This is a genomic window from Secundilactobacillus muriivasis (assembly GCF_054785195.1).
Genome location: NZ_BAABMI010000012.1, coordinates 1 through 25,478, shown reverse-complemented (window position 1 = coordinate 25,478; position 25,478 = coordinate 1). Strand labels below are relative to the sequence as shown.

Sequence of the window (25,478 nt, the reverse complement as noted above, 5' to 3'; positions counted from 1 at the left end):
CGAACCAGAATATCAGTTTCTGGCAATTGGTCTTGATAATGTTTTAATAACGGTTCTAAAAAGGCTTTTATATCTGTACTGGTATAGGCATTACCAGGCCGTAGGATGGCTTTCAGGAGATTACCATCATTATCGATAGCTAGTAATGGATGATACCCCTCCGAGCCATAATGGGCGTTATAGTCAGTAGCTTCTTGATTGCCATAAGTGTCAGAATGGGTTGAATCAATATCAATAATGGTGGTCGTCTGATTAGTTAGCAGTCGAGCTTGATCAATAAGAGCTTGATTTAAAGTCTGGAAGGCGTCCACACCTGCGGAATCGATACGTTGCCAGAAACGGGATATCGTCGCTTGTGAAGCTAAGGCTGGTTTGTCCAATAAAAGTTTAAACAATGGTTCTGCAACCAATGAGGTTGCAGCAGAATCTGTATTATAACCGGCAATGATCTGCAGAACCAACTGCATCAAGATACTTGAATTACTATGTCGGCAGTATTGTCGATGGTCGTTGAACTTCAATAGATTGTCAGCTAAGTTCGTGAACTGAAACTTTGCCATCAGTTCAACACACAAGGTTAGGCCACCATCAGAAGATAATTGACCGCCGGTATGCGATGCTAGAATGTTTTTATTGAAACTAAATGCCATTTCCTGTACAGTTTTCATTATAGAGTCCTCTTCTCTTTATAGTGTCTTTTGGTCGAGTTAACTATACCAGAGCTGAGGCTCTTTTTCTGCACTTAAAAGGTGAAAACGTAAAATCCCCATCAAGCACTTGAATCATGTGTTTGATGGGGATTTTGGAGTTTCTGGTGAATAATTCAGGTGTAGTTAGGACTGTTAAAAATCGGAATCGTGTCGTAGTGGCGCATGAGGTAGCCGACTAAGCCTGGCATGGCAAGGTTAGTGTCTTCAATGACCGCAAATAACCGGTGGCGTCCCGCTTGATGAATTGCGTAACGAACAGCGGTGTTGTCCAGCGGATTGAAGTGGTTACAAGTGACGATGGCACCGCCGTTGATACGGATCAGATTCTTGAGGCCAACGACTTGGGTATCACGATTCAACAACCAAGTCATGCCGTTCGCAATCGTTCGCGCGATACCGTTATGAAACCCGCTCCAGCGTGATTGTTGCACCTGAAGGTAATCGGTCATTAACGCCTTTTGTTGGGCCGCATCCAGTTGGGGGTCATTGACCTCGACCTTTACGTTAAAGGTCCCGTTAGCAGCGGCGCGCTGGATGTTTTGAATGACGGGCTGTTTCCGCCCACCGATAATCATTGAATTGCCTCCCAAGCTGATGCAAAGGTAACGGGTTGCTTGGCAAGTTGCTGAGCCCGTTGGCGTAACCCAGCGCAGGCCAGTTGGTCGTGTTGGAGTTGTTCAGGGGTGTAGGCCACGCGAGTTTGCTGGAGCTCAGCGAGGTACGGTGTTTGGGCGGCCGTTGCCCAGAAGTAGTCTTGGTACTGCACATCGTTGTAGTGCCAAGGTTTGTTGAAGACGGCATAGTGTACGATTTTCGGGTCATCGACTGGGGTAAATAAGATCGATGGCATGGCGTTCCAAGCCCGGTCCAATAGTAAAATACGGTCGTGACACATCGCGTTCAAGTAGTCTTGATCAGGTGCCAGCACATCGAAGTGGTAGGTATTCATCAGGTTTAAGAAGTGGGTACTGAAGTGCTCAGTGCGTAATTGCTTGAGGTTCATTAACAGCACACCAGAGTTGATGTAGTGATTTTGAGGAATGCCAAGCATGTGGTTGACGTAGGCAATTGTCGATGGGGCTTCTTGGGCAAAGGTGTCGATGGCGCCCGCAATGAGGCTGTTGCCGAGTTCGACTTGGTAAAGCGACGCAATATCCGTGCGAAGAATCGTATCCGCATCGAGGTAAATCACCTTGTCGTATTGTGGGAACAAGTCGGCGATGAACAACCGGAAGAAAATGGTGAGGGTGAACTGATCACCGCGCAGCGTGCCGTCAACGCCGCTTAAGTCAGCGATTAAGTCGTCATCAATTGTCATGAGGTCGATTGTGACGTTTTCGGTGGTTAATTTACGAAGCGCTGCTTGATTAGCCGTGGTAAGCGACTGATTCAAGACGAAAACGTGATAATGCGTTTCAGGTGACGTCTGGGCAATCAGCGACGTTAAACAAACGGAAAGGTAAGGGACAAAGTGGTCATCGATTGAAAAAATAACGGGAATTTCAGTTGGGTTAGTTTGACTAGGCATAGTAAACGCTCCTTTTTTAATCATTTAGTAAGTGAGTACACACTCATACTAGCGACAGGGATTGTGAGTTGCAATCTTAAAATATCGCTAATGGACAGTTCTTGAAAATTGGTTTTTAAGCCATGGTGGTGGTTTGACAAGGGGATTGAGTTACGCTGTAAAACCGGTTAGAATGACAAGCGACAACTGACGGACTAGGGAGGGGTTAGGATGGAAAAGGTTGAGGACACTCGTTTTTTAAGAATTAAACAACAAATTTTGACGGCCATGATCACGTTATTGCAGCACAAGGACTTCTCTAAAATTAGTGTCCGCGATATTTGTGAAACGGCTGGGGTGAGTCGGAGTGGCTTTTATCTGCACTATGAGGATAAGTACGACCTTGTTCAACAGTATCAGCGAGAGTTGATGGTGAAAATGGCCCCGATTTTCAAACAAAACCTGCAACGTGATCACTACCAACTTTTTTTAACCTTGATCACGTTAATGGCCAATGAGGGTCAGCTGATCATGTTACTGTTATCGGAAAACGGGGTTGGCGAGATTCAGCAACAGATGCAACGAGTGGTTCGGCAAAATATTCAACAAAATGTGCTACCGTTTGCGTCACGACAGCCGCAGTCGCCTGCTGAAGAGCAGTATTTAATTATCTTTTTGAGTAGTGGCGTTTATGGTATTATCCGGGAATGGCTGCAAGGTGGTCAGCGGGAAACGCCCGAGGAATTGGCGATGATTTTAAACCAGTTTGTGTTGAAGTGCGTTGAGTAAGTGGTCGAGTAAAGTTGAAATAAGCAGTTGAATTGAATAGTAAGAACGGTTGCCAAACAAGGTAGCCGTTTTTTTATGGTTCAGCGGTCATCTAAAATAATTTAAAAAGTGAGTAAACACTTACCGACACTAGCATTAGACGTATCAAGGCCTAAGCAAAAATCAAAAACTTAACCCACCCCACTTGACGCCACCCAAAAGTGAGTCTATACTCACTGGTGAGTAATCAATCACTAATCTATTAAACGAAACCAAGTTAGGGGCGATGCAAGATGACAGCAGCCATTATTAATTTACAACATTTAGTCAAACGCTTTGGCAAACAAACAGTGTTAAAGGACATTAATCTCACTGTGATGCCAGGGGAGATCGTTGGGTTGATCGGACCATCCGGGGCCGGCAAGTCGACGGTGATCAAAACCGCATTGGGGATGGAAGTCACCGATGGTGGAACGGCGGAGATTTTTGGTGAAACGATGCCCAACCGGCAGCTACTTGCCCGGATCGGGTATATGGCCCAAACGGATGCGTTGTACGATTCCTTATCAGCACGAGAAAACCTCAAGTTTTACGCCCAAATGAAGGGCATCGCCAAGGGTGAGATCAAGGCCGCTATCGACCACGTTGCGCAAGTCGTTGACTTAACGGCTGACCTTGATAAGCGGGTCAGTGGCTACTCCGGTGGGATGATGCGCCGGTTGTCACTTGCGATTGCGTTGTTAGGTAATCCTGAATTACTTATCTTAGATGAACCTACAGTGGGAATCGACCCCGCATTACGGCGGCAGATTTGGAAAGAGTTGAACGCCATTCGGGATGAGGGCCGCAGTATTTTGATCACGACCCACGTGATGGATGAAGCCGAATTGGTTGATAAAGTGGCGTTGTTACTGGGTGGCGAAGTGATTGCCTTTGATGAACCGGTGGTTTTGAAGACCCAGTACAAGGCTGATTCGATTGAAGACGTATTCTTAAAGGCGGAAGGTGAATTCGAATGAGAGCAATTGCGATTATGAACCGAGTGCTAAAGGAACTCTTGCGCGACAAACGAACCCTAGCGATGATGTTTTTGGCGCCAATTTTGGTGTTGTGGCTGATGAGTGTGATCTTTAACGCGAATTCAACGACTAGCGTGAAGGTGGCCACGGTCGGGGTGACGTCCAGTTTGAACACCAATCTGGATAGTGTGAAGCACGTTCAGGTGCACAAATACGACACGCAAAAATCAGCGCGAAAGGCGTTGAAGGATCAAAAAGTGGACGCCATTATCCGCGAGAAAAAGGACAACCACTTCACGATGACGTACGCCAACACTGATTCTAGTAAGACGTCTGCTGTGAAGATGGCTTTCTCCAGTGCCATGACGGCAACTAACGTGGGTAAGATGAAGACTCAGTTAGGCGTCGCACAAAAGACAATTGCGACGATCCAAAAGGCTTTGCCAACCGCGATGCAGCAACAACTTCAAGCGAAGCAAGCGAAAGTTCAAAGCAGTCAAGCTAAGAGCGCAACGCCGAAGATCACCAGCCACTACGTCTACGGTGATGCAGATACCGGTTTCTTTGATAAAATGCTACCGATTCTGATGGGCTTCTTCGTGTTCTTCTTCGTCTTCCTGATTTCCGGGATGGCACTGTTGAAGGAACGGACCAGCGGGACCTTGTCGCGGTTGCTGGCAACGCCGGTGAAGCGGTCTGAGATCGTGCTGGGCTACATGTTGAGTTACGGCATTCTGGCGGTATTTCAAACGTTAGTCATCGTGTTTGCGACGATTTGGTTGCTGGGCGTCGATGTGGTTGGTAACGTGCTCAACATTGTGGTGATCAACCTGATTTTGGCACTGGTTGCGCTGGCGTTTGGGATCTTGTTATCAACGTTTGCCCGGTCCGAGTTCCAGATGATGCAGTTCATTCCAGTGGTGGTCATTCCGCAAGTCTTCTTCTCAGGGATTATCCCGATGGACTCGATGGCGCACTGGATTCAAACCATTTCGTACATTATCCCAATCAAATACTCTGGCGATGCTGTCACAGCCATCATGATGCGGGGTGAAAACCTGTCGTCACTGGGCTTAGATATTGGCGTACTGCTAATTTTCCTAGTCGTTTTGACGATTGGCAACGTCCTTGGCTTACGGCGTTACCGGAAAGTTTAACTGAAGACCACCGTTGACTCATTTCGGTTCAACGGCACACTGACGAGTATCAGGCAGTTCATCACCCGATGAATTGGCTGATACCTTGTCGTATCTAGAGGGAGTGAAACGATGGAACAAGCGATTTTTGCCAGTTACCGGGATTGGCTGACGGAGCAGGAGATGCCCAAGGGCAAGCGTGCGGTGATTCAGTCCGCGTTAGAACTGTTTTCCCGAAATGGGTATGATGGCACGGCCACGATTGAGATTGCCAAGCACGCTGGGGTGAGCCAGGCGACGATCTTTAAGTATTTTAAAACCAAGCAGGACTTGTTGGAGAGCATTTTGATGCCAATCGTGAGCGACGTACTACCAAACTACCGGGAAGACTTTTTGGCCACGATTCCTACGACAACCACGTTACGGCAGACAATTCACTTTTTGATTCAGGACCGATTTCAGTTTTTGGCAAATAACACCGATGTCATGCTGATCTTCTTCTCTCAGATGATGACCAATCCGCAGATGAGAACCAAGATGATGCAGTTTATCAAGGAGACGGAGCCACAATTCGTGACGCGAATCTACGGTGCATTGGAACAAACCGGTGAACTACGAGCGGGGTTGACCCCGTTGGCTGTTTTTCGAACGTTTGGGGGGCAGTTGCTTGCCTATTTTCTCCAACGCACCAAGATTCTGCCTGAACAACCAGTTGATGAAGCGGCTGATTTGCGGTTGATTGAAGACATTCTTGTGGCTGCGCTCAGCAAGTAGCTGACCTATCAGTGGTAAATGATGGTTGGTATCATTAAAAGTCTAATGAGGACGGCAAAATTGATTGAAATTGAGTCTTTCACCCGGTAAACTAAATGGTAATCAATATCATTAATGTGATGAAGCCACTGACCGCCATTTAGAAAGGGTGTCCTCATGATGAAAGCCAAACTGATGTTAGCGTTACTCCTCTCATTGACTTTAGCAGGATGTTCAGCAAATAATGCGTCGAAGTCCAATGATCAAAGTAGTCAAACGACTGGTAGTAGCCAGTCCGCAAGTAGTAGCAGTTCAAGTACGAGTAGTCAGTCAACAGCAACGGCAGACGTCACAAAGGTGAAGGTGTCCGTGGCCACGGCGATTAAAAAGTACCAGCAGGCCTTTCCAAACAGCGATATTACTGGTATCTCCCTAGAAAAACAGCTGGGTGCCTACCAGTACGAGGTTGAGGGCGTTGGTGATAGTAAGGAATATTCGTTGAAATTAGACGCAAAGACGGCGGCGGTCACAAGTAAAAAGAGTGAAGCACTGGACGCGGATGAAGCCAACGGCGTGGAACGGAAAGCCGACGCGTTGAATCTGGATAACCTGATCAGCGTCAATGAGGCCGTTCAAAAAGCGCAAAGTCAGGCCAAGGATCAATCAGCAACCGAAATCTCACTGGACCGGGAAGCGAGTCAAACTTACTGGGACGTTCAGTTTGAGGACCAAGGGCAAGAGACCAGCGTGAAGGTTAATGCGCAGTCTGGAAAGGTTTTGGCAACTGAGCGAGATGATGACTAGATTGAGTTGAAAAAATAGGTTAAACCGAAAACGATGGCAACTAAAAGCACCGCCGACTGGCTCAAAATTGAGTGAGTTAGCGGTGCTTTTGTGAGATGAAAAATCTTGATTTAATCCACAGCTTCAACTTCCACTAAGTCAAAGTAGTGATGACCGCCAACGGTATAGCGATTCCACCAGGCGTTGACGAGGTTACCGTCATCGGTAGTGGGGTGCCAGGTTTGGTTGAGTAGGTGACTGTTGGTCTTTTGAATCGTTAAACGATAGTAGCGACTAGATACCTGCTTTTCAGTAAGCCCGTTAATCGGCCGCTTATAGTAGAGGTAGGCGGTATTACCAGTCACTTTGAAGGTTGCCACTTTAACGGTGGTCGTTGGTTTGATATAGGTGAGCACATCCGGCGTATAGGTCGATTGATTGCCGTTGGGTAACGAGTAGGCTTTGCCCAGTTGATTGGCGTCGTAAATACCGTAGTGTTTTAACCGAGCAGTGCTGTAATATTCCACGTAACCATCCAGCGTCACGTGAAAGATGGGCTTATAGTGACTGGTAGCCGTATTGGTATAACCGTTGCCGCTTTGTAGTAACCGAGCGCGCCCGGGCATCTTAAGTGTGTAAGCTTTGAAATCACTGGTTTTCTTGAAGGTGATGGTTTGATTGACAGGATAAATTTTGCTGCGAGTTGCATAGTGGAGATCGCCGCGGCTTAGGCTAGCCGAGTAGGTGGGCGTCCCGCTAGTCGAATTTTGCCAGAAACCAGAAACCTTGAGAATCGTTCCCCTTGGTGTGACTATTTTATGGCCGCGTTTACCATTTACCAACGTGGACTGACCGGTGTACATGGCGCGCGTCGTTTTGACGTAGGTCGCGTGTTCAAGTGTCTTGAGTGAATCAGCGTGGGCGGTACTGTTAGTTAGACCAACCAGCCCGATGGTTGTGCCAAATGCAAGGATTGCGAGTTGTTTAACAAAATGAGTTGTCATGTGAAAGTCCTCCCCTAAATTGGACGGTAACAGTTGCCTTAATTGTACTGAACTTAGAGCCAAAAAATTGAGTTTCTCACATTCTTTAAGCTAATTTAAGCGATCTTCAAAGACTGTGCTATCTCAAGATTGTGCTATCATAAACGATAATTACAATTCTGGAGATGAGTTCATGGATTCAGCATCATTGCAACACCGTACCATTCGGCGCTTTAAGCCGGTTAAAATCGATTATCGGGCACTGGAAGATGCCGCTCGTGCAACGTCGACCAGTGAGTTTCTACAATCGTTTACCTTGATTCGCATCACCAAGCCGGAACTTCGCGCTGCGATTTCTAAAATCAGTGGCAGTCTGGCGTTGCGGCAGGACAACGGTGAACTGTTCATTTTCGTTGTTGATACCGGGCGTGATATTCGTTTGACTGAACCGGGGAGCAACGTGCACACCTTTACCAACTGGAACGCGTTCTTAGCGGGAGCGTTTGATGCCACCTTGGCTGTCCAAAACGTGTTGGCCACGGCGGAACGTTCCGGAATGGGCGGCGTGGTGCTGGGAAGTATTTTAAACGATCCGCAACAAATGATCGACTTACTTCATTTGCCCAAATACACCTTCCCATTGCTTGGCCTGATGGTAGGGGTTCCGGAAACGGTGCCTGATCAAAAGCCGCGGTTGCCACGGACCTTGGTGGTTGGTGAAGACAGCTACCCGACCTTCCAAGCGGATGCAATGGCTGACTATGACCAAGCCATTAGCGATTACTATACTAGTCGGGGCAGCAATGCCCGACCCGAAACGTTTACGAGTCTGGTTCGCCGACACCTTGGGGCGGATCAAAAGCACCGGGATGAGATTGGCGCGATTTTGAAGGCGCAGGGGTTTGAGATGCCGCAGGACTTGAAGTAACTGAAATTAAATTAAAAGCAGTGCGCTAATGGTCATCATTGGCGCACTGCTTTTTAGGTTGTATTAGTTAGTTATCTAGGCATGCCGTCAGCGCCAAGTTGGTCCGCTTCCGTAATTTCCCGAACCACCCGACAAGGATTCCCCACAGCCAGCGAATTGGCTGGAATATCCTTAACAACTACACTCCCGGCACCAATCACACAACCGCTACCAATCGTAACACCGCCAATGACGGTGACGTTGCTAGCCAACCAACAGTTATCGCCAATGGTGATGGGTAGGGCGTGTTCGTAGCTGTAGTCTTCACCATCGCGATCCTTGGTCTTCATATTGCGTTGCTGATAACGCAGGGGGTGAAGGGCGGTGACTAGGGTGACGTTTGGTCCGCACATGACGTTGTTGCCAACCGTAATCGGTGCTTCATCTAGTACCTTCAACTACCACCCACTAAAGTAGGTGGATTGAAACAGCGGTAGTTATTGATCAGCAATCTTTCGCCACGTTTAACTGTTTTGGAAGCATTCCTGATCGATAATCAGTCTACCTGACCGTTTCTGCTTGCTTAGATACAGCACTGCCGCAGTTATCGTTCAACTTTGGTCTGACACGCTAATTACCTATTTACAGGGGTTTACCCCCCAGCCATTTGGAGTCGGAATCCGGAGTTGCCACGGCACCGATGGATTATTCATGGAATTTAAGCTTCTTGAAGCAACGCTAATCCCTTATTTTTAATGTTGATGGCGGCATTGTGGTCGCGAATATGAAAAACATGACAGTTCGGACAACGCCATTCTTCTTGTCCTAGTTTGACTTGCTGATTGATTACCTGACAGCAGTGACAGCGTTTGGTCGTGTAGGCTGGATTAACCGTGATATAGGTTCGGCCATATAATTCAGCTTTATACTCAAGCTGACTAATAAAGGTACGCCAACCGGCGTCGCTGATACTCATCGCTAGTGCGTGGTTCTTCAACATATTCTTCCCGCGTAGTTCTTCGGACACGATCAAATCGTGGTTCTGGATCAGTACCGTGGAAGTTCGATGCAGGAAATCATTGCGTTGATGGGCGATATGGCTGTGAAGGCTAGCTCTTTGACGCCGGGCCTTTTGATAATTACGGCTGTCTAACAAACGGCGATGTTCTTTTTTGGCTCGTCGCCTCCGACGCGCCACTTTACGGTCCTGTTTAGCTAGTTTCGTTAACATCTTACGATAGTAGCGAGGATTCGGCACTTGATGACCTTGATCATCAGTTAAGAAATTAGATAGATTTAAATCAATCCCAATTTCTGAGCCCGTTTTCGGTAGCGCTTGTTTCAAGGGATGATCCGCTTTGATTTGAAAGGACACATACCAAGCGCCATTCGGTTCCTGTTTAATGGTAGTTACGCCAATTCGGACACCTTTTTCGTGTGGTAGGTGTTTGATGTTGTTGGCCGATGCCTTCAAACGACCAACTTTGGGAATCTGAATGTGGTGAGGGTCGGTCACTTTAACTTTAGCGCCGTTAAAAATATCCTCACCAGCTTTACGAGACTTGGCCGGATAACTGTTCTTCGTTTGATAACTGAATCGATATTGGTCTTTACGTTTGGGTTTCGGTGTCCCCGCAGAGTTAACCTTCCGCCACATGTTCCAGGATGCCTGATAATTACGGATCGCCATACTTGGCATATTGGTGTCTAATCGAGAATCAGTCTTCAGCCATTTAGCGTGTCGCTTAGAGCCCCAATCTTGAAAGACTTTGGCGTTATAAATGTAGCGGGCTGTATGACAGTTAAACAACATGATATCGGCTTGTTGGGCGCTAGGATAGACCCGAATTTTGAACCCAAAACTGTAGGTGAAGGTTGCCTTAACCGCCTTCATCCGGTCCTTGATAGCTTGTTTTCGTTCGTCGGACATTTTGCCTTTAATGATAAGCACCTCCCTTCTTAATTAATAAGTTAATTTTACTAAGAAAGAAAGGTTTCATCAAGAACGTATGTTCATTTTAAACAAAGTCGGTGCACCGCGATAAAATTGACCTGTGGCTTGTCGTTTGTATTAAGACGTACAAAATAAGGACTAAATCATCAAAAAACGCAAAAATTTTAAAGCTAAGTATCAAAATTACGTTAAGCAAACGGGCTTACATCCCCGGTTTAAAAACCGGGGCATTACGCCTAATCCTCAGTAAAGTTGAAATTGACGTAAAAGTTATTGCCCACAGTGATGTAGCGCCCGTAATCAAATTGGACGGGGCCTTGCAAGTAGCAACCCTCGCCATGGTTGGGCATGAGGTGATCTACCAACGTTTGCCGTTCAGTTTCCGCTGCTTCAGGGAGTTGATTATAGGCTAGGCAGTCATGATGTGCCGATTCGCGTTGCGCTACTAAATCTGCGTCCATGGAGTTGTACATTTCACCAGCCAGCATTCGTTCTTGTTCAGTTGTCATGATTGTTCGACCTCCGGTAAGTGAGTAGTTGATTACTTATAGTATAACAAGTTCAACAAACAGTTGTAACGGAAATAATAAAACGTTGATTTCACGGTCTTACCACGCCATTCTAACGTCAGATTGAAACCAATTGACGGCCTCAACCACTCAAAACTATTATCACGTAGTAATGAAAACATAAAATTTATTTAACCCACCACAAACCAGCAATTTCCCTGAATGAAAATAAGCTTTCATAAAAATAACACCTGATTTACGCGTAAATATGACGTTGAATTTAAAATATCACGATGATACAATGCTTTGCGTAAGGACACAGCTCATATTATGTAATCGTATTTAACGGCTTAATCACGTTGTTAAGTACTGGGGAGGACTTGTAGTGAAAAAATCATTCTTTAAAAAAGCCATGCTTGGCTTAGCAGCAGTTGCGATGGTCGGTGGATTGGCCGCCTGTGGGAATAAGAGTTCAAGTAGCTCGTCTAGCAAGAGTGAAAAAACGATCACCTTCTTGCCGCCTGCCATGGTGAGTCCGTTCTATAAATCAACGATCGATGGTGCCAAGGCAGAAGCCAAGGCCCAAGGGTATAAGTTGAACGTCTTGGCACCACAAAAGGAAGACGATTACGAAGGCCTGTTGAAGATCGTTGAAGATTCATTGAGTAAGGGGACCAACGCCATCGCCATCTGTACCACCGATGACAAGACGATGGCCGCAGCCGTTAAGAAGGCTAACCGTGACAAAGTACCCGTTGTGGTCTTCAACTCAATTAGTAAAGTTAAGGACGCCAAGGTTTACTCTTACGTTGGTTACGACCAAAAGAAGGCCGGCGCCAGTGTTGCTAAATGGCTTGGCACGAAGTATGCCGATAAGAAGTTGAACGTTGGGATCCTTGAAGGCTTGCCTGGGGTATTTACCGAAAACCGGGAAGGCGGCTTCGTGGACGCAGCTAAGCAGTACAAGAACATCAAGATCGTCGCTAAGCAACCCGCTAACTGGGATCGTGGTAAGGCCTTGGATACGGCCACTAACATGTACCAAGGGAACAAGGATATTAACACCTTCTACGGTTTGAGTGATGAAATGGCCTTGGGTGCCGCTTCAGCTGCTAAGCAAGCGGGTATCAAGAACGCCATCACCATTGGGATCGATGGTAACCCGAACACTTTGGCTGCCATTAAGAAGGGTTCCGTTACCGGTTCCGTTTACACTAACCCTAAGATGATGGGTAAGCGTGCCGTGCAAGATGCCATCAAGGCAATCAAAGGTCAAAAGAAGGCTAACGTCATTAACGAAATTCCAACGGTGGTTGTGGATAAGTCAAACGTGGCCAAATACACAAAGTAAGGTGAGACAACGTGGAAAAAACTGACATCATTTTAGAGATGCAAGACATCAATATCAGTTTCGCGGGCGTTCAAATTTTAAAAAATGCCGCGTTGACCCTGCAGCGTGGGAAGGTCAATATTTTGCTGGGGGAAAATGGTGCCGGTAAATCCACGTTGATGAAGGTTCTAACCGGAGCCTATCACAAGGACAGCGGGACGATCCTTATCGACGGTAAGCCGGTGACAATCACGAACGCAGCTGACGCCGAACAAAACGGCATCAGTATGATTTATCAGGAATTCAATTTGGTTCCTCAGCTCAGCGTTGCTGAAAACATTTTTCTGGGACGCGAACTCACAGGTCGTGGCGGCCGGATCGACTTTGACGCCATGAACCGTGAAGCGCAGGCGGTGTTAGACCGACTGCACGTTGCCATCAATCCTAAGCAGCGGATCTCTGAATTGGGCGTTGCCCAGCAACAAATGGTCGAAATTGCGAAGGCCCTTTCGACCAAAGCCCGGATCGTCATCATGGACGAACCAACGGCGGCTTTAACGGACGAAGAGATCACCCACTTATTTGAAATCGTGAATGACATGAAACGCAACGGCATTTCGATCATTTACATTTCCCATCGGTTGGAAGAGTTCAAGTTTGTGGGCGATACGGTCACCACGATGCGAGACGGCAGTACGATTGGTGAAATCGCCATTGAAGACGCCACCCATGATCGGTTAGTCACGATGATGGTCGGGCGGGAGATCAAGGATCAATTTCCACACGTTGACGTGGCGCCGGGGCCGGAGCGATTGCGGGTGCGTCATCTCAGTGGAACTCGGTTTCAAGACGTGGACTTAGCGGTGCACGCAGGTGAAATCGTTGGCTTAGCTGGGTTGATGGGTGCTGGTCGAACGGAAGTGGCCCGGGCCATCTTTGGCGCTGACCGCTACACGGCGGGTTCAGTGACCTTGAACGGTGACGTGGTTCAGTTTCGGACGCCGGCGGATGCGATTCGCAACCACGTGGGCTTCGTGACTGAAAACCGGCGTGATGAGGGGTTGGTGATGACTCTGGATATTTGCCAAAACATCACCCTGCCAGCGTTGAAGTCGGTCCAAAGCGGTAGTGGCGCACTGAGTCTCAAGCGTGAAAAGCAGGTTGGTCAGCGGTTCATGGATGAACTGGCGATCAAAGCGGTTAGTGGTCAGCAAAAGGTCGCCACTTTGAGTGGTGGTAACCAGCAGAAGGTGGTTTTGGCCAAGTGGCTGGAAGTCGCACCCGAAGTGCTGATTATGGACGAACCCACGCGGGGAATCGACGTAGGCGCCAAGACTGAAATTTACGCGATTATGAATCAATTGAAAGAAAAGGGCGTCGGCATCCTGATGATTTCATCAGAATTACCCGAAGTTCTGGGCATGAGTGATCGAATCATGGTCATGCGAGAGGGCCGAATCTCCGGTGAACTCAACCGAGAAACGGCCACCCAGGCCAGCATCATGAAATTAGCGACGAGTGAGGTCGAGGACAATGGATAATGTGAATGGAAAAAATACGGTTCAAAAGCAACCCGGTCTCTTGACCAAACTCATCGCCAACGATAACTTCGGCGTGTCGATTGCGCTGATTATCTTAGTGGTTGCCATGGCGTTATTTGCGCCAAACTTTACCACCGTCAATAACATCTTCAACGTGCTGCTGCAAATTGCGCAGGTTGGGATCGTGGCGGTAGGGATGACTTACGTGATCTTAACGGCCGGCATTGACCTGTCCGTTGGGTCGATCATCGCCTTTGATGGTCTGGCAATGGCCATGATGATGAAGGCAGGTGTGCCAGTGATTGGTGCCATCCTAGCGGGCATCGTCGTTGGTGGCTTGGTGGGGGCCTTGAACGGGTTTTTGATCGCCAAGTTAAACCTGCAACCCTTCGTGGCAACGTTGGGGACCATGACCATGTTCCGGGGGTTGGCATATACTATCTCCGGCGGGCAACCCGTCTATACGTTACCCCAGAGTTTTGACGTGTTAGGCGGCAGCATTGGCGTGATTCCAATTCCAGCCATCATCATGGTGGTGATCTTCATCTTGGGGGCGTACGTGTTGCGCTACACCAAGTTTGGCCGGCACATCTACGCCATCGGTGGCAATGAAGTGGCCGCCAAGTTATCCGGGATCAACGTGAAGCGCCACATTGCGTTTGTTTACATCATCTCGGGTGTCTGCTGTGCGTTGGCCGCCATCATCTTAACGGCGCGGCTGGACTCTGCTGTACCAACCGCTGCTGACGGAATCGAACTGGACGTCATCGCCGCGGTTGCGATTGGCGGCACCGACATGCAAGGTGGGAAGGGTGCCATTTCCGGGACCATCATCGGGGCGCTGATCACCGGCGTTATCGCCAACGGGTTGAACCTGTTGGACGTGGCGCAAGGGCCGCAACGGTTCGTTAAAGGTGTGATCATCATCTTGGCCGTGATCTTGCAGGTGGTTAAGAAACGCAAACAAGCTTAATTTGTACGGACGGCAAGGTTAGTGAAGTGCACGAACTCGTGATGTTAACGCGATTTCTCAGAATCAAGCGGGTTTGGTTGTTGAATTGCTGTCTAATGGTATTGAAAAAAGGCTACGATTATCATCGCCAAGTTGGCGGTGAGGATTGTGGCCTTTTTCTTTGTTGTCGTTTGCGTCCAGCGTAAGCATTCTTCTGTTCAGTTTGTGAGGTGCGGTGATTTGCATAAACTGTCGATTCCGGTAGCCGGCCAGGTTCCTGCTGTGGGGCCGGCCTGAGCCAAAGGGCGGTCTCAGCCCTCGAATTCAAGCCTCGCCAAAATCCGTGCGAGTCTTTAATTCGTCCCCGATAATTGGCGGTTGTTGGAAAGTCGCCAACAACCACCAATTATCGCGACACAGCATACACCTGGCCGGCTACCTCCATCTCACATTGCGCAATTCGGCACTATCGCAGAACATCTCAAGTGCTTAACTGTGCGATCAACCACGGTAGTACAACGCCAAGGCCAATCATCAGTCAACGCTTCATAATCGTGATGGATAAACCTCGATGCAGTCCGAATGTCAACGTAACCGCATTAAGTCCACGCAGCCGTAACGCACGACTGGCAAATTTTAGTATCGCGCAATCGTTGATTCATTGTAGTTACTGAGCATTGACCACAAGTACGTCTGCAGTTGTTGAGTAATTGTCTAACCTTGCCATCACACAGTTTCGTCAGTCCAGAATGTGACAGTTAGTGATTCTGGTTGCCAACAGCGCACCATGTAGCGGGAGGCGGAGGTGCGCGGAGCTCAGCAGTGTCGACCCGGCGAAGCCTGGAAGCTGAGTTCCAGCTCCGCATAGCACCGGAGCCTCCCGCGGCATCCTCCCACCATATAAAACCAGAATCACTTCACAAACTTAACATGCTTACGCTGAACACAAGTAACAGTAAAAAAACTGAAGTACTTCTCGTTTTTTCTTATTGAATAGAAAAAACTTCAAAATATCTCTTGCCTTGAAGTTACTTGAAGGGTCTAAAGTAAGGATATTGAAAGTTACTTCAGGAACGAAAGTGAGGATGACGATGACCAATATTTTAATTATTGGCGCCACGGGTTCGGTTGGGCGCGTGACGCGGCAGTATTTCTTAGCTCACACGGATGATCAATTAACGTTGATGGCCCGTAATGTTGGGCGACTCGGCCAATTGGATGCGGCTCGCGAAACGGCGGTTGCTGGTAGCGTGCTGGATGCGGATGCGTTGCAGCGGGCGCTGGTTGGCCAAGATGTGGTTTTTGCGGCATTGAGTGGGCAATTGGCTAATATGGCGACGCGCTTAGTTGATGCGATGCAGTCGGCTGGCGTTTCTCGGTTACTCTTTATTACCTCGATGGGTATTTATAACGAGATTCCTGCCAGCGTTGGTGCCGGTGGCAACTTGCGTCGTAACCCGATTTTACAGGATTATCGTGATGCCGCTGACGTGATTGCGGCCTCTGAACTAAACTACACCACGATTCGACCGGGGTGGTTTGACAATGGCAATGATACCGATTATCAAATTACGCGACAGGACGAACCGTTTGGTGGTCACGATGTTTCTCGGAAGAGCATTGCTGATTTAGTGGTGCGATTAGCACATGATGACACGTTTGGTGCGCGAGAGAGTTTGGGCATCAATCGAAAGTAACTATTATATAGAAACGATTGGAGATTTTTAATGATGAAAACAGCAGTCTTTATTGAACCAGGAAAAATGGCCGTTCAGGAATTGCCAAAGCCAACGATTCAGGATCCGAAAGATGCGATTTTGAAAATTGTTCGGGCCTGCGTTTGTGGATCTGATTTGTGGTGGTACCGTGGCATTTCAAAGCGGCAGGCCAACAGTCCGGTGGGGCACGAAGCCATTGCGGTGGTTGAATCAGTGGGTGAAGGCGTGACCAACGTGAAGCCCGGTGACTTTGTGATTGCGCCGTTTACCCACGGTTGTGGTCACTGTGCCGCTTGTTTGGCTGGCTTTGCGGGTGATTGTCAAAATAAGCCAGCAAGTGAGATTGTTGGGTATCAGGGCGAGTATTTGCGATTCGTCAATGCTGATTGGGCGTTGGTGAAGATTCCGGGCAAGCCTAGCGATTACACGGATGCGCAGTTGAACGATTTGCTGACATTGTCTGATGTGATGGCAACCGGATACCATGCAGCGGCCAGTGCCGAAGTTAAGGCCGGCGATACCGTTGTTGTGATGGGCGATGGCGCGGTTGGGTTGTGTGGCGTAATTGCTGCCAAGTTACGAGGCGCCACTCGGATCATTGCGATGAGTCGCCACGAAGACCGGCAACGGTTAGCGACGGAATTTGGCGCAACCGATATCGTTGCCGAACGTGGTGATGACGCCGTTGAACACGTCATGGCGCTGACCGATGGTAACGGCGCGGACGCTGTTTTGGAATGTGTTGGGACCGAACAGTCTGTTGATACGGCAGTGAAGGTTGCACGGGCTGGTGCGATTGTTGGTCGGGTCGGTGTGCCTCAGAAATCAACGATGGACACGAATGCGCTGTTCTGGCGGAACATTGGCCTGCGTGGTGGCGTGGCACCAGTGACGACGGATGACCGCAACGTCTTATTGGACGCCGTTTTGAACGGTCAGATCCATCCCGGAAAGGTGTTTACCAAGCGGTTTACGCTGGGCCAAGTTCAGGCGGCCTATGAAGCGATGGATAAGCGGGAAGCGATTAAGTCGTTGTTGTTGGTTGATGGTGAATAGCTCCATTATCGTTATTTAGAAAATAGCAATAAGCGTGTGATAGGGAGCAAAGAGCGGTCTCTGTCTCACGCTTTTTAGTTGAGTAAGTCAAAATAATACCAATTGTACTCCATGCGGAGTACAATTGGTATTAGAAGAAAGGATGTGCTCAATCATGCAATCAACCGATCGAATTCAAGTACGGATTCCAGCTGAAACTAAAGAAAAGGCCGAAAAATATTTAGCAGAACAGCATATGACAATTTCTGAACTAGTTAAAATTGTTGTTGGACAGGCAGCTGATCATAAAATTTCACCAACTTTTGAAATCACTAATCAAGCAACTAATGACAGTATTCAAGAAATGATAGATGATGTTAATGGAAAGCAACCGTTGAAAAAGTTCAATAATGTGGAAGATCTGCTTGAGGATTTAGATTCATGACTGAAAGCTTTGTCATTAAGTATACTTCAGGGTTCAAAAAGAGCTATAAACGAGTTAAAAAATCATCTAGATGGCAACCAATATTTAATCAGCCCTCAGCGGTTCAAGGGACTGAATTATCATCGTGGTTGTTTGTGTTAACATGTTTTAGAAATAACACACCGATTCCAGAATACTTCTATGAACATCAACTAACGCCGCCTAGAGATTTAGTTAAGCAACTTAAGAGAACTGCTAAAAACAAGGTAGAGATTCATGTTTTAGATTTGCATTTGGATGGTCATAATGGCGATCGCTTACTTATTTTTAGCCGAAATGTTCTTGATCAAACAGTGACATTAATTAATATTGGGACGCATAGTGATTTATTTGGTTAGGCTATCAATTGTTATTCAGTGAGAGTGGCATCCGAAGAAATTTGGACCACTTTTTTATTTTTTTCAAAATAACCCTTGCCTTCAAGTTACTTCAAGGGGCTAACCTTAGTTCTCGTAGGTTACTCGACGAAGCAAAACGGAGGCAATTTAATTCATGGCAAAACAATCCAAATTCGGGATGGTGCTCCCCATCATTCTGATCAGTTACTTTATGATCCTGCTGGACAATTCCATCGTGTTCACGAGCACGGTGAAGATGGCGCAGGACTTAACGCTCAATGCCCAGACCTTATCGTGGGTGACAAATGCTTACGCTTTAACCTTTGGTGGGTTATTGATGTTAGGCGGCCGGGCTGGCGACATCTTTGGGCGCCGGCGGGTCTTTTTAATTGGTTTAGTGATTTTCAGTATCGGCTCACTGTTGGTTGGACTGGCAACGAATGGCGCCATGCTGATCGCAATGCGGGCACTGCAAGGTGTCGGCTCCGCAATTTTGGCGCCGACCACGTTAGCGCTACTGATGGACAGTTATCGGAATAACATGCGCACCCGCGCCATCGTCTACTACGGTGCCACTGGTGGTTTGGGCGCCAGCTTTGGCTTGGTGATTGGCGGTTTGATCGCCAGCTACCTGTCATGGCGAGTAGGTTTCCTGCTCAACGTGCCCATTGGCATCGTGATGGTGTTGTTGACGTTAAAATACATTCCGGCAAGCGAACCAACCCGTGGTAAAATTGACTGGGTAGGGGCCTTCGCCTCAGTGATCGGCATCGTGGCGCTGGTCTATAGTATCAACGGTGCGAGTCATCCGGCAGTGACACTGGTTGTCGCTATTGTGTTCTTAGCCATCTTTATCTGGCAGGAGCACCGGACCGATGCGCCAATCATGCCACTCCGGTTGTTTAAAGACCGCGAACGCAGCAGCGCCTACATTGCCCGGTTCTTCTTTCTTGGCGCAATGATCTCGTACTTCTTCCTCACGCCACAGGCGATGCAAAACGTGTACCACTTTACACCGCTGTTGGCAGCGCTAGGATTCTTACCCGAAACAGTGCCACAATTTATCTTTGCAACCTTGGTAACGCGGTTGAACGACCGGTTCAGTAATTTTCAAATCATGCTGGCTGGGACGATTCTAACCACCTTGGGCCTATTGATGGCGGCAATCGTTAAAGTGCAGGCAGGATATTTCTGGGCCATCGCAGTGCCAATGGTGATCATTGGTATCGGGCAAGGGTTCACGTTAAGTCCGCTGACGGTATCCGGCGTTGCTAATACGGATCCGGAAATTGCCGGCTCAGCGTCCGGTGTTGTGAACACGGTGCACCAAGTCGGCAGTTCGTTCGGGCTGTCCGTGATCACGTTGTTGACGTCGGGCATTGTTAATCCAACGGTGAGCTACAATCATTCGGTTACGTTAATGGTCGTATTGATGGGTATCGCGCTGTTGGCAGTCATCAACATTGGTTTGAAGAAACGGTAGGAGGAATTTTAAAATGAACATTAAACAAGCAAGTGAACTGACCGGGGTCTCATCGTCGGCAATCCGTTACTACGAAAAAGAAGGGCTCATTCCAACGATTGACCGCACCGATACGGGTAACCGTGATATTGATGAACGAATTCTTCGACGCATCAAATTTGCGCGCCAAATGCGGGCAGCGGGGATGAGCATCGAAAATCTTCGCCACTACATTCAACTATTTGACGCACAAGAAGACAACACGCGTGAACAAATCGAGCTTCTTCAAACGCAGTTAGCCGAAATGGAAGAGCGACGCGATGATATTCAAGCGGCGATTGATCATCTTCACTTTAAGCTGGATCATTACGATGACCACATGGTGGCCACGGAAGAGGAGCTACGGGCGTTGGAACGGCAGCGGGTTGAGGGAGAACGGGCGCACGATTAAGTACGAAAAATAAAGTAAGCAGGCATCAACTTCAATTTGGAGGTTGATGCCTGCTTCTTTGCGTTCGTTAGACGTTACGAAAGGCTACGGCAATAAAATGTTTCACAGAATAATGATTGAAAAAATCAAACGCTTGTGAATTTCAACCCTCACCTTTCCCGGCAATTCTCGAAAACCGATAGTTCACAAGTCAATTGATAGTTGAATTAGTCAAGGATGTTAAAAAAGTTAACAAAAAAATTATAGCTTATTGGTGCTATTCCACTTACTTTTAATGTATAATATAGGGACCAATAGGATTTAAGCGGATGAACGTTTTTAACGATAGTGGTATGTTTATCACTACGATTAGAAACGACCAGCCTCGATGGGTGGAACCAACGAGGTGATCAGGCCAATTCGATAACGGGGACGTTGGCGCTGATTCGCATAGGAGATGTCTAATTGGGGGAAGTTTTAGCTAACTAACAATTAAATAATGGCTTATTTTTCAAGGAGGAGTAAAAATGAGTGCACACTTGAAGCAACGGCTTCTCGTGTCAAGAGCAATCAAGTTTGCTGATGAATCGACACCGCTAAGGGAATAGTGGTTCCGGATTTTTTGAAGTCTAAAACTGGGTTACTTTTGATATTGGAGGAGTAATGAATATGGGGAATCGTAACAAGATCATGCGCTGCAATGCGAAGCAGCACTACAAAATGTATAAAGTGGGGAAGCGTTTCGTTTACGCAAGTTTGTCAGTTGTTGCGCTGGGGTCAGTGATGCTGTTAAGCCATACCACGGCCTCAGCAGATAGTACAACAGCAACAGTTGATACGAGTACAACAAGCGCTGATAACGGTTTGAATGGCAGTTCGGTTAATATTGGTAGTACGAGTGGTACTACGGATACAACAGATACTACTGATGCTACAAATACATCGACGACACCTGACACGACAACAACATCGGGAACGACAACTAATTCCGATACAACTGTCGCTACTGATGGTGCGGGAACGTCGACAAACAGTAGTACTGGCACGACTGAAACTGACAAGTCGGCAACGACTTCTGATGTGACAACGCCGACGACAATTGATACTGGTAACGGAACGGCAGGGACACCGGCGACTGATAATAGTGTAGTCACCAACCCAACCCCAACTGATACCACAACAACGAATAACACAACAAACAACACATCGACAGATACCACCGGTGCGCAAACGGCAAGTGCGGCTTCAAACCAAGTTGTCGCCGATGAAACCACTACGGCAACGGCCGCAAAGCAGAGCTTAATGATGTCTAGAGCCCTCGTTGCAGAACCAAAGTCGATTGCAACGGTGGACCAGTTGGATGGCAAATACGTGGATGATGACGGTAATGTGTCGGATATTGCCTTGGCAGTTAATGCTGGTGATGCCTCTGCCGCAACCTCAACGACAATTCCAACTGATATTACTGATGTGTTTAACGGGCAAACTGACTCAAAAGTTACCGCTAATAAGGACATCTTTGGACAACTTTACACGGATCCAGCGACTGGTAAGCAGTGGATTCAATTGCTGACGAATGGGACAACTTATACAGCAACCTCGTATTCATTCGAGAATCAAATTGATACAACGCAGAGTTTTGAAATTCAAGGTGAACTATCACTAGATAAGCTTAACGGTGGTGGCGGACTTGGGATTATTTTGCAACCCGTTAATCCTAGTGAAGCTGGGATTGGTGCAGGGGCTAGTGCAAGTGCCGATATTGGAATCATTGGTCAAAAGGATACAACCTTTATCGGCTTTGACAACTATCAGGCTGGAGACGGTTATAACGATACACCTAACGGGGCGCTAACGATTCGTCAAACCGATGATACCGGAGCGAAAAGTGGTAGTGCGTTCGTTCAAATGAATATGGATAAAGCCAATAGTACCTCTGATGTGACCAACCCGGCTGGTACCAACCCCCACACGGCTCAAGTTAATGGGAGTGCCTATGATGTTTTATTTGATTACAAGTGGACACCTGATACTGGAACGGTAGTTGATGGTAAGGTGACCGGAACGATCACCGCAACTGTAACCGATGTGACGAATGGGGCGGTCAAGAAATTGACGGTGACAAGCGTCCAGCTTAATCAAGCTGTGTCAGTCGCCATGTTTGCGGCAGCCGGTAGTGGCGGCGCAAACTATTTAGGTCGAATCAACTCTTTCACCTTAACCAAAGTTACAGAACCCACTACGGTCAACTACATCAACGTTGAAACGGGTGAGGTGCTTCAAACTTCAACGACAGTTAATACCAACGTTGGTAGCAACTTAACCGTATCTGGCACAACGACAACTGGCGAAACGGTCTTTGGCGCGCCAACGATTGAAGGGTTTACCTTCGTTGGGGCTGCCGGAACGGATGATAGCGGCACTTACCAAAACGGAAAAGTGACCACGGTGAACACGGGTATGATGGGGACTTCAACGACTGGTGCCTACAACACGCTGAACGTTTACTACAAAGCTAACGGCACTCAACCAACTCGTAACATTGCGGACTACACGATGCCAGACGGCACCACAGTTTCGGGCGTTGTTCAAACGGATACTGGCACCACAACGGCCGTTGATACGACTAACACGCCAGTCAAAGACGCCAGCGGCAGCAACATCACTTTCGGAACAGCACTGACAGCAGTGCCGATTCAACAAGTCGACGGCTACATTTCCGGCTACACCAAGGATGATGGGTCGTGGACTGAAGCAACTGAGATTCCAGATGATAAGCAAACTGGGAACTACGTTGTGAGCTACATTAAGCAGGCCCAACAACTCAATTCAACGGTGATGCAACAGGGCGATGCTAACCCAGGTATTTCGCTAAATATTGCTGAAAATACAGTTGATCCAAACGTGACGTTAACGCGTGACGACGTTGTGATCTCTAAGGATGGGGCAGTTGTGAGTGGCGCTTACGCTAATTTAGTAGCGGGTGGTTACACGATCGACCTATCTGATACTGGTAAGCAAGCAATTGCGACGGCTTACGGTGTGAGTGTTGATGAACTGGATTTCACTAACTCTGCTGCGACTTTAACCGTTGTTAGCATGACGGTAAGTGGTAACGACAACGGCACGACGACTGTGACCGGGACAACGGCGTCTGGAACGACCGTTAGTGTAACGGATGATGCAGGTAATACCTACCCTGTAACCGTTGGCGATGATGGTAGTTACACAGTTGACGTTCCCGTTGGCACTGATGGTGGCCAATTGACGGTGACGACGACCGATGACAATGGTGGCAGTTTGACCAAGGATGTAACGGTCAACGCAACGCCAACGTTATCAACTGATCCAATCGTTAATAACAATGGCACAACGACGGTTACGGGGACAACGGTCCCTAACGCAACTGTCGACGTGACCGATGCAAATGGTGATAAACATACAGTTACGGCTGGTTCAGATGGTAGTTATACGGTGGATAATGTTCCCGTTGGTACCACAGACGGGCAAGTCACCGTAACGACGACCGATCCAAGTGGTAACAGTACGAGTACCAAAGTCGATGTGCCCGGCACGCCAACGTTAACGACTGATCCAGTCGTTAACAATAATGGAACGACTGACGTAACGGGTACGACAACTCCAGGTTCAACGGTAGTTATCACGGATGGTAACGGTGATCAGCATAATGCTACCGTGAACCCAGATGGCACTTACAGTTTTGATGATGTGCCAGTCTCTACAGATGGCGGTAAGATTACGGTGACGACCACGGATCCTGATGGTAATACTAAGAGTACCGATGTGACGGTATCGGGCACGCCAACGTTGACTACCAATCCAGTAGTGAACAACAACGGCACCACGACAGTAACAGGGACGGCAACGCCAGGGACAACGGTAGTCGTTACTGACGGTAATGGTGATACGCATAACGTGACGGTTGACCCGGATGGCACTTACAGTTTGACTGATGTGCCAGTTGCTACAGATGGCGGCAAAGTTACGGTAACTACAACTGATACGGCTGGCAATACTAAGAGCGTTGATACAGCAGTGCCGGCAACGCCAACGTTGACCACCAATCCAGTAGTGAACAACAACGGGACGACTGACGTAACTGGTACGACTAAACCAGGTTCAACGGTAGTCATCACGGATGGTAACGGCACGAAGCATGATGCTACTGTGAACTCAGATGGCAGTTATACGTTAGATGATGTCCCAGTCTCTACAGATGGCGGCAAGATTACGGTGACGACCACGGACTCTGATGGCAATACTAAGAGTACTGAGGTGACGGTACCAGGAACGCCAACGTTGACTACGGATCCAGTAGTCAACAATAATGGCACGACGACGGTAACGGGTACGGCAACGCCAGGGACAACAGTAGTTGTTACTGACGGTAATGGTAATACGCATGATGTGACGGTTGACCCAGACGGTACCTATAGTTTAGACAATGTCCCAGTTTCCACAGATGGCGGCAAGGTTACGGTAACCACAACTGATAAGGATGGTAATACTAAGAGTGTTGATACGGCAGTGCCCACAACGCCAGTGTTGACTGCGAATCCAGTAGTTAACGATAATGGCATCACGACAGTAACGGGTACGGCAACGCCAGGGACAACGGTAGTGATTACTGATGGTAATGGCGACAAACATGATGTAACAGTCGACCCAGACGGTACCTATAGCTTAAACAATGTCCCGGTTACGGATGGCGGCAGAGTTACAGTAGCCACAACTGATACTGACGGCAACACGAAGAGTACCGATGTGACTGTACCCACAACGCCAACATTAACTGCAGATCCAGTGATCAATAACAATGGCACCACGACAGTAACGGGTACTGCAAAGGCCGGAACAACGGTAGTGATTACTGATGGTAATGGTGATACACACGATGTTACGGTGAAGCCCGATGGTACCTATAGCTTAGACAATGTCCCAGTTACAGATGGTGGAAAGGTAACTGTAGCCACGACCGATACAGACGGTAATACAAAGCGTACCGACGTGACTGTACCAGCAACCCCAACGTTGACCGCGGATCCGGTAGTTAATAACAACGGGACGACGACGGTAACGGGTACTGCCACACCGGGTACAACAGTAGTTGTTACTGATGGCAACGGTGATACGCATGA

General features: G+C 47.9%; 22 protein-coding genes and 1 pseudogene. 16 read left to right on the top strand and 7 right to left on the bottom strand.

Features of this window, described 5'->3' with window-relative positions; translation table 11 throughout:
- The 3 genes from ACYVR3_RS03405 to ACYVR3_RS03395 all read right to left on the bottom strand — a co-directional run.
- On the bottom strand, positions 1-668 hold a 668-nt coding region (locus ACYVR3_RS03405; RefSeq protein ID WP_461243129.1), incomplete at its 3' end, for a transposase.
- A gap of 155 nt (positions 669-823) precedes the next feature.
- Positions 824-1,285, bottom strand: coding sequence for a 1-acyl-sn-glycerol-3-phosphate acyltransferase (locus ACYVR3_RS03400; RefSeq protein ID WP_461243128.1), 462 nt, complete (start codon positions 1,283-1,285; stop codon positions 824-826).
- On the bottom strand, positions 1,282-2,238 hold the full coding sequence (locus tag ACYVR3_RS03395) for a glycosyltransferase family 8 protein (protein WP_461243127.1): 957 nt from the start codon (positions 2,236-2,238) through the stop codon (positions 1,282-1,284). The genes ACYVR3_RS03400 and ACYVR3_RS03395 overlap by 4 nt, the downstream gene beginning before the upstream one ends.
- Before the next feature lie 210 nt (positions 2,239-2,448).
- On the opposite strand from ACYVR3_RS03395, the gene ACYVR3_RS03390 reads away from it, so the two are divergent.
- From ACYVR3_RS03390 to ACYVR3_RS03370, 5 genes are all read left to right on the top strand, one after another.
- A complete protein-coding gene (locus tag ACYVR3_RS03390; protein WP_461243126.1) occupies positions 2,449-3,006 on the top strand; it encodes a TetR/AcrR family transcriptional regulator in 558 nt (185 codons plus the stop codon).
- Positions 3,007-3,278: 272 nt separating this feature from the next.
- On the top strand, positions 3,279-4,004 hold the full coding sequence (locus ACYVR3_RS03385; protein WP_461243125.1) for an ABC transporter ATP-binding protein: 726 nt from the start codon (positions 3,279-3,281) through the stop codon (positions 4,002-4,004).
- A complete protein-coding gene (locus ACYVR3_RS03380) occupies positions 4,001-5,161 on the top strand; it encodes an ABC transporter permease (protein WP_461243124.1) in 1,161 nt (386 codons plus the stop codon). Before ACYVR3_RS03385 ends, ACYVR3_RS03380 begins: the two co-directional genes overlap by 4 nt.
- Positions 5,162-5,272: 111 nt before the next feature.
- On the top strand, positions 5,273-5,914 hold the full coding sequence (locus tag ACYVR3_RS03375; protein ID WP_461243123.1) for a TetR/AcrR family transcriptional regulator: 642 nt from the start codon (positions 5,273-5,275) through the stop codon (positions 5,912-5,914).
- A 156-nt stretch (positions 5,915-6,070) separates the two neighbouring features.
- Complete coding sequence (locus ACYVR3_RS03370; RefSeq protein WP_461243122.1) at positions 6,071-6,697, top strand: PepSY domain-containing protein; 627 nt, start codon at positions 6,071-6,073, stop codon at positions 6,695-6,697.
- Between the two features lie 110 nt (positions 6,698-6,807).
- On the opposite strand, the gene ACYVR3_RS03365 is transcribed toward ACYVR3_RS03370, so the two are convergent.
- Positions 6,808-7,680: a hypothetical protein gene (locus tag ACYVR3_RS03365; protein ID WP_461243121.1), complete on the bottom strand. Its 873-nt coding sequence runs from the start codon at positions 7,678-7,680 to the stop codon at positions 6,808-6,810.
- A gap of 172 nt (positions 7,681-7,852) precedes the next feature.
- Between ACYVR3_RS03365 and ACYVR3_RS03360 the strand changes: the two genes are divergently transcribed.
- Positions 7,853-8,587: a nitroreductase family protein gene (locus ACYVR3_RS03360; RefSeq protein ID WP_461243120.1), complete on the top strand. Its 735-nt coding sequence runs from the start codon at positions 7,853-7,855 to the stop codon at positions 8,585-8,587.
- Between the two features lie 71 nt (positions 8,588-8,658).
- On the opposite strand, the pseudogene ACYVR3_RS03355 reads toward ACYVR3_RS03360, so the two are convergent.
- The 3 genes and pseudogenes from ACYVR3_RS03355 to ACYVR3_RS03345 all read right to left on the bottom strand — a co-directional run.
- Positions 8,659-9,018: pseudogene (locus ACYVR3_RS03355) on the bottom strand (DapH/DapD/GlmU-related protein); the annotation flags it as partial.
- Positions 9,019-9,284: 266 nt separating this feature from the next.
- Positions 9,285-10,517 (bottom strand): RNA-guided endonuclease InsQ/TnpB family protein, encoded by a 1,233-nt coding sequence (locus ACYVR3_RS03350; protein ID WP_461243119.1) that lies wholly within the window; start codon positions 10,515-10,517, stop codon positions 9,285-9,287.
- A 239-nt stretch (positions 10,518-10,756) separates the two neighbouring features.
- A complete protein-coding gene (locus ACYVR3_RS03345; protein WP_461243118.1) occupies positions 10,757-11,029 on the bottom strand; it encodes a maltose acetyltransferase domain-containing protein in 273 nt (90 codons plus the stop codon).
- 385 nt (positions 11,030-11,414) lie between these two features.
- On the opposite strand from ACYVR3_RS03345, the gene ACYVR3_RS03340 reads away from it, so the two are divergent.
- The 10 genes from ACYVR3_RS03340 to ACYVR3_RS03295 all read left to right on the top strand — a co-directional run.
- Complete coding sequence (locus ACYVR3_RS03340) at positions 11,415-12,380, top strand: sugar ABC transporter substrate-binding protein (protein WP_057151569.1); 966 nt, start codon at positions 11,415-11,417, stop codon at positions 12,378-12,380.
- Between the two features lie 11 nt (positions 12,381-12,391).
- Positions 12,392-13,900, top strand: a complete 1,509-nt coding sequence (locus ACYVR3_RS03335) for a sugar ABC transporter ATP-binding protein (protein ID WP_461243117.1) — start codon at positions 12,392-12,394, stop codon at positions 13,898-13,900.
- Positions 13,893-14,873 carry an ABC transporter permease gene (locus tag ACYVR3_RS03330; RefSeq protein ID WP_057151570.1) on the top strand — a complete coding sequence of 327 codons (981 nt, stop codon included), beginning with the start codon at positions 13,893-13,895 and terminating at the stop codon, positions 14,871-14,873. The genes ACYVR3_RS03335 and ACYVR3_RS03330 overlap by 8 nt, the downstream gene beginning before the upstream one ends.
- Positions 14,874-15,943: 1,070 nt before the next feature.
- Positions 15,944-16,549, top strand: a complete 606-nt coding sequence (locus tag ACYVR3_RS03325; protein WP_461243116.1) for an NAD(P)H-binding protein — start codon at positions 15,944-15,946, stop codon at positions 16,547-16,549.
- Positions 16,550-16,582: 33 nt separating this feature from the next.
- Positions 16,583-17,626 carry a zinc-dependent alcohol dehydrogenase family protein gene (locus tag ACYVR3_RS03320; protein WP_461243130.1) on the top strand — a complete coding sequence of 348 codons (1,044 nt, stop codon included), beginning with the start codon at positions 16,583-16,585 and terminating at the stop codon, positions 17,624-17,626.
- 154 nt (positions 17,627-17,780) lie between these two features.
- Complete coding sequence (locus tag ACYVR3_RS03315) at positions 17,781-18,050, top strand: type II toxin-antitoxin system RelB/DinJ family antitoxin (protein ID WP_461243115.1); 270 nt, start codon at positions 17,781-17,783, stop codon at positions 18,048-18,050.
- Complete coding sequence (locus ACYVR3_RS03310) at positions 18,047-18,427, top strand: type II toxin-antitoxin system YafQ family toxin (RefSeq protein ID WP_461243114.1); 381 nt, start codon at positions 18,047-18,049, stop codon at positions 18,425-18,427. Before ACYVR3_RS03315 ends, ACYVR3_RS03310 begins: the two co-directional genes overlap by 4 nt.
- Before the next feature lie 154 nt (positions 18,428-18,581).
- Positions 18,582-19,910, top strand: coding sequence for an MFS transporter (locus tag ACYVR3_RS03305; protein WP_461243113.1), 1,329 nt, complete (start codon positions 18,582-18,584; stop codon positions 19,908-19,910).
- A gap of 13 nt (positions 19,911-19,923) precedes the next feature.
- Complete coding sequence (locus ACYVR3_RS03300; RefSeq protein WP_461243112.1) at positions 19,924-20,340, top strand: MerR family transcriptional regulator; 417 nt, start codon at positions 19,924-19,926, stop codon at positions 20,338-20,340.
- Between the two features lie 648 nt (positions 20,341-20,988).
- The coding region (locus ACYVR3_RS03295) for an Ig-like domain-containing protein (protein WP_461243111.1) at positions 20,989-25,478 on the top strand (4,490 nt) is incomplete at its 3' end.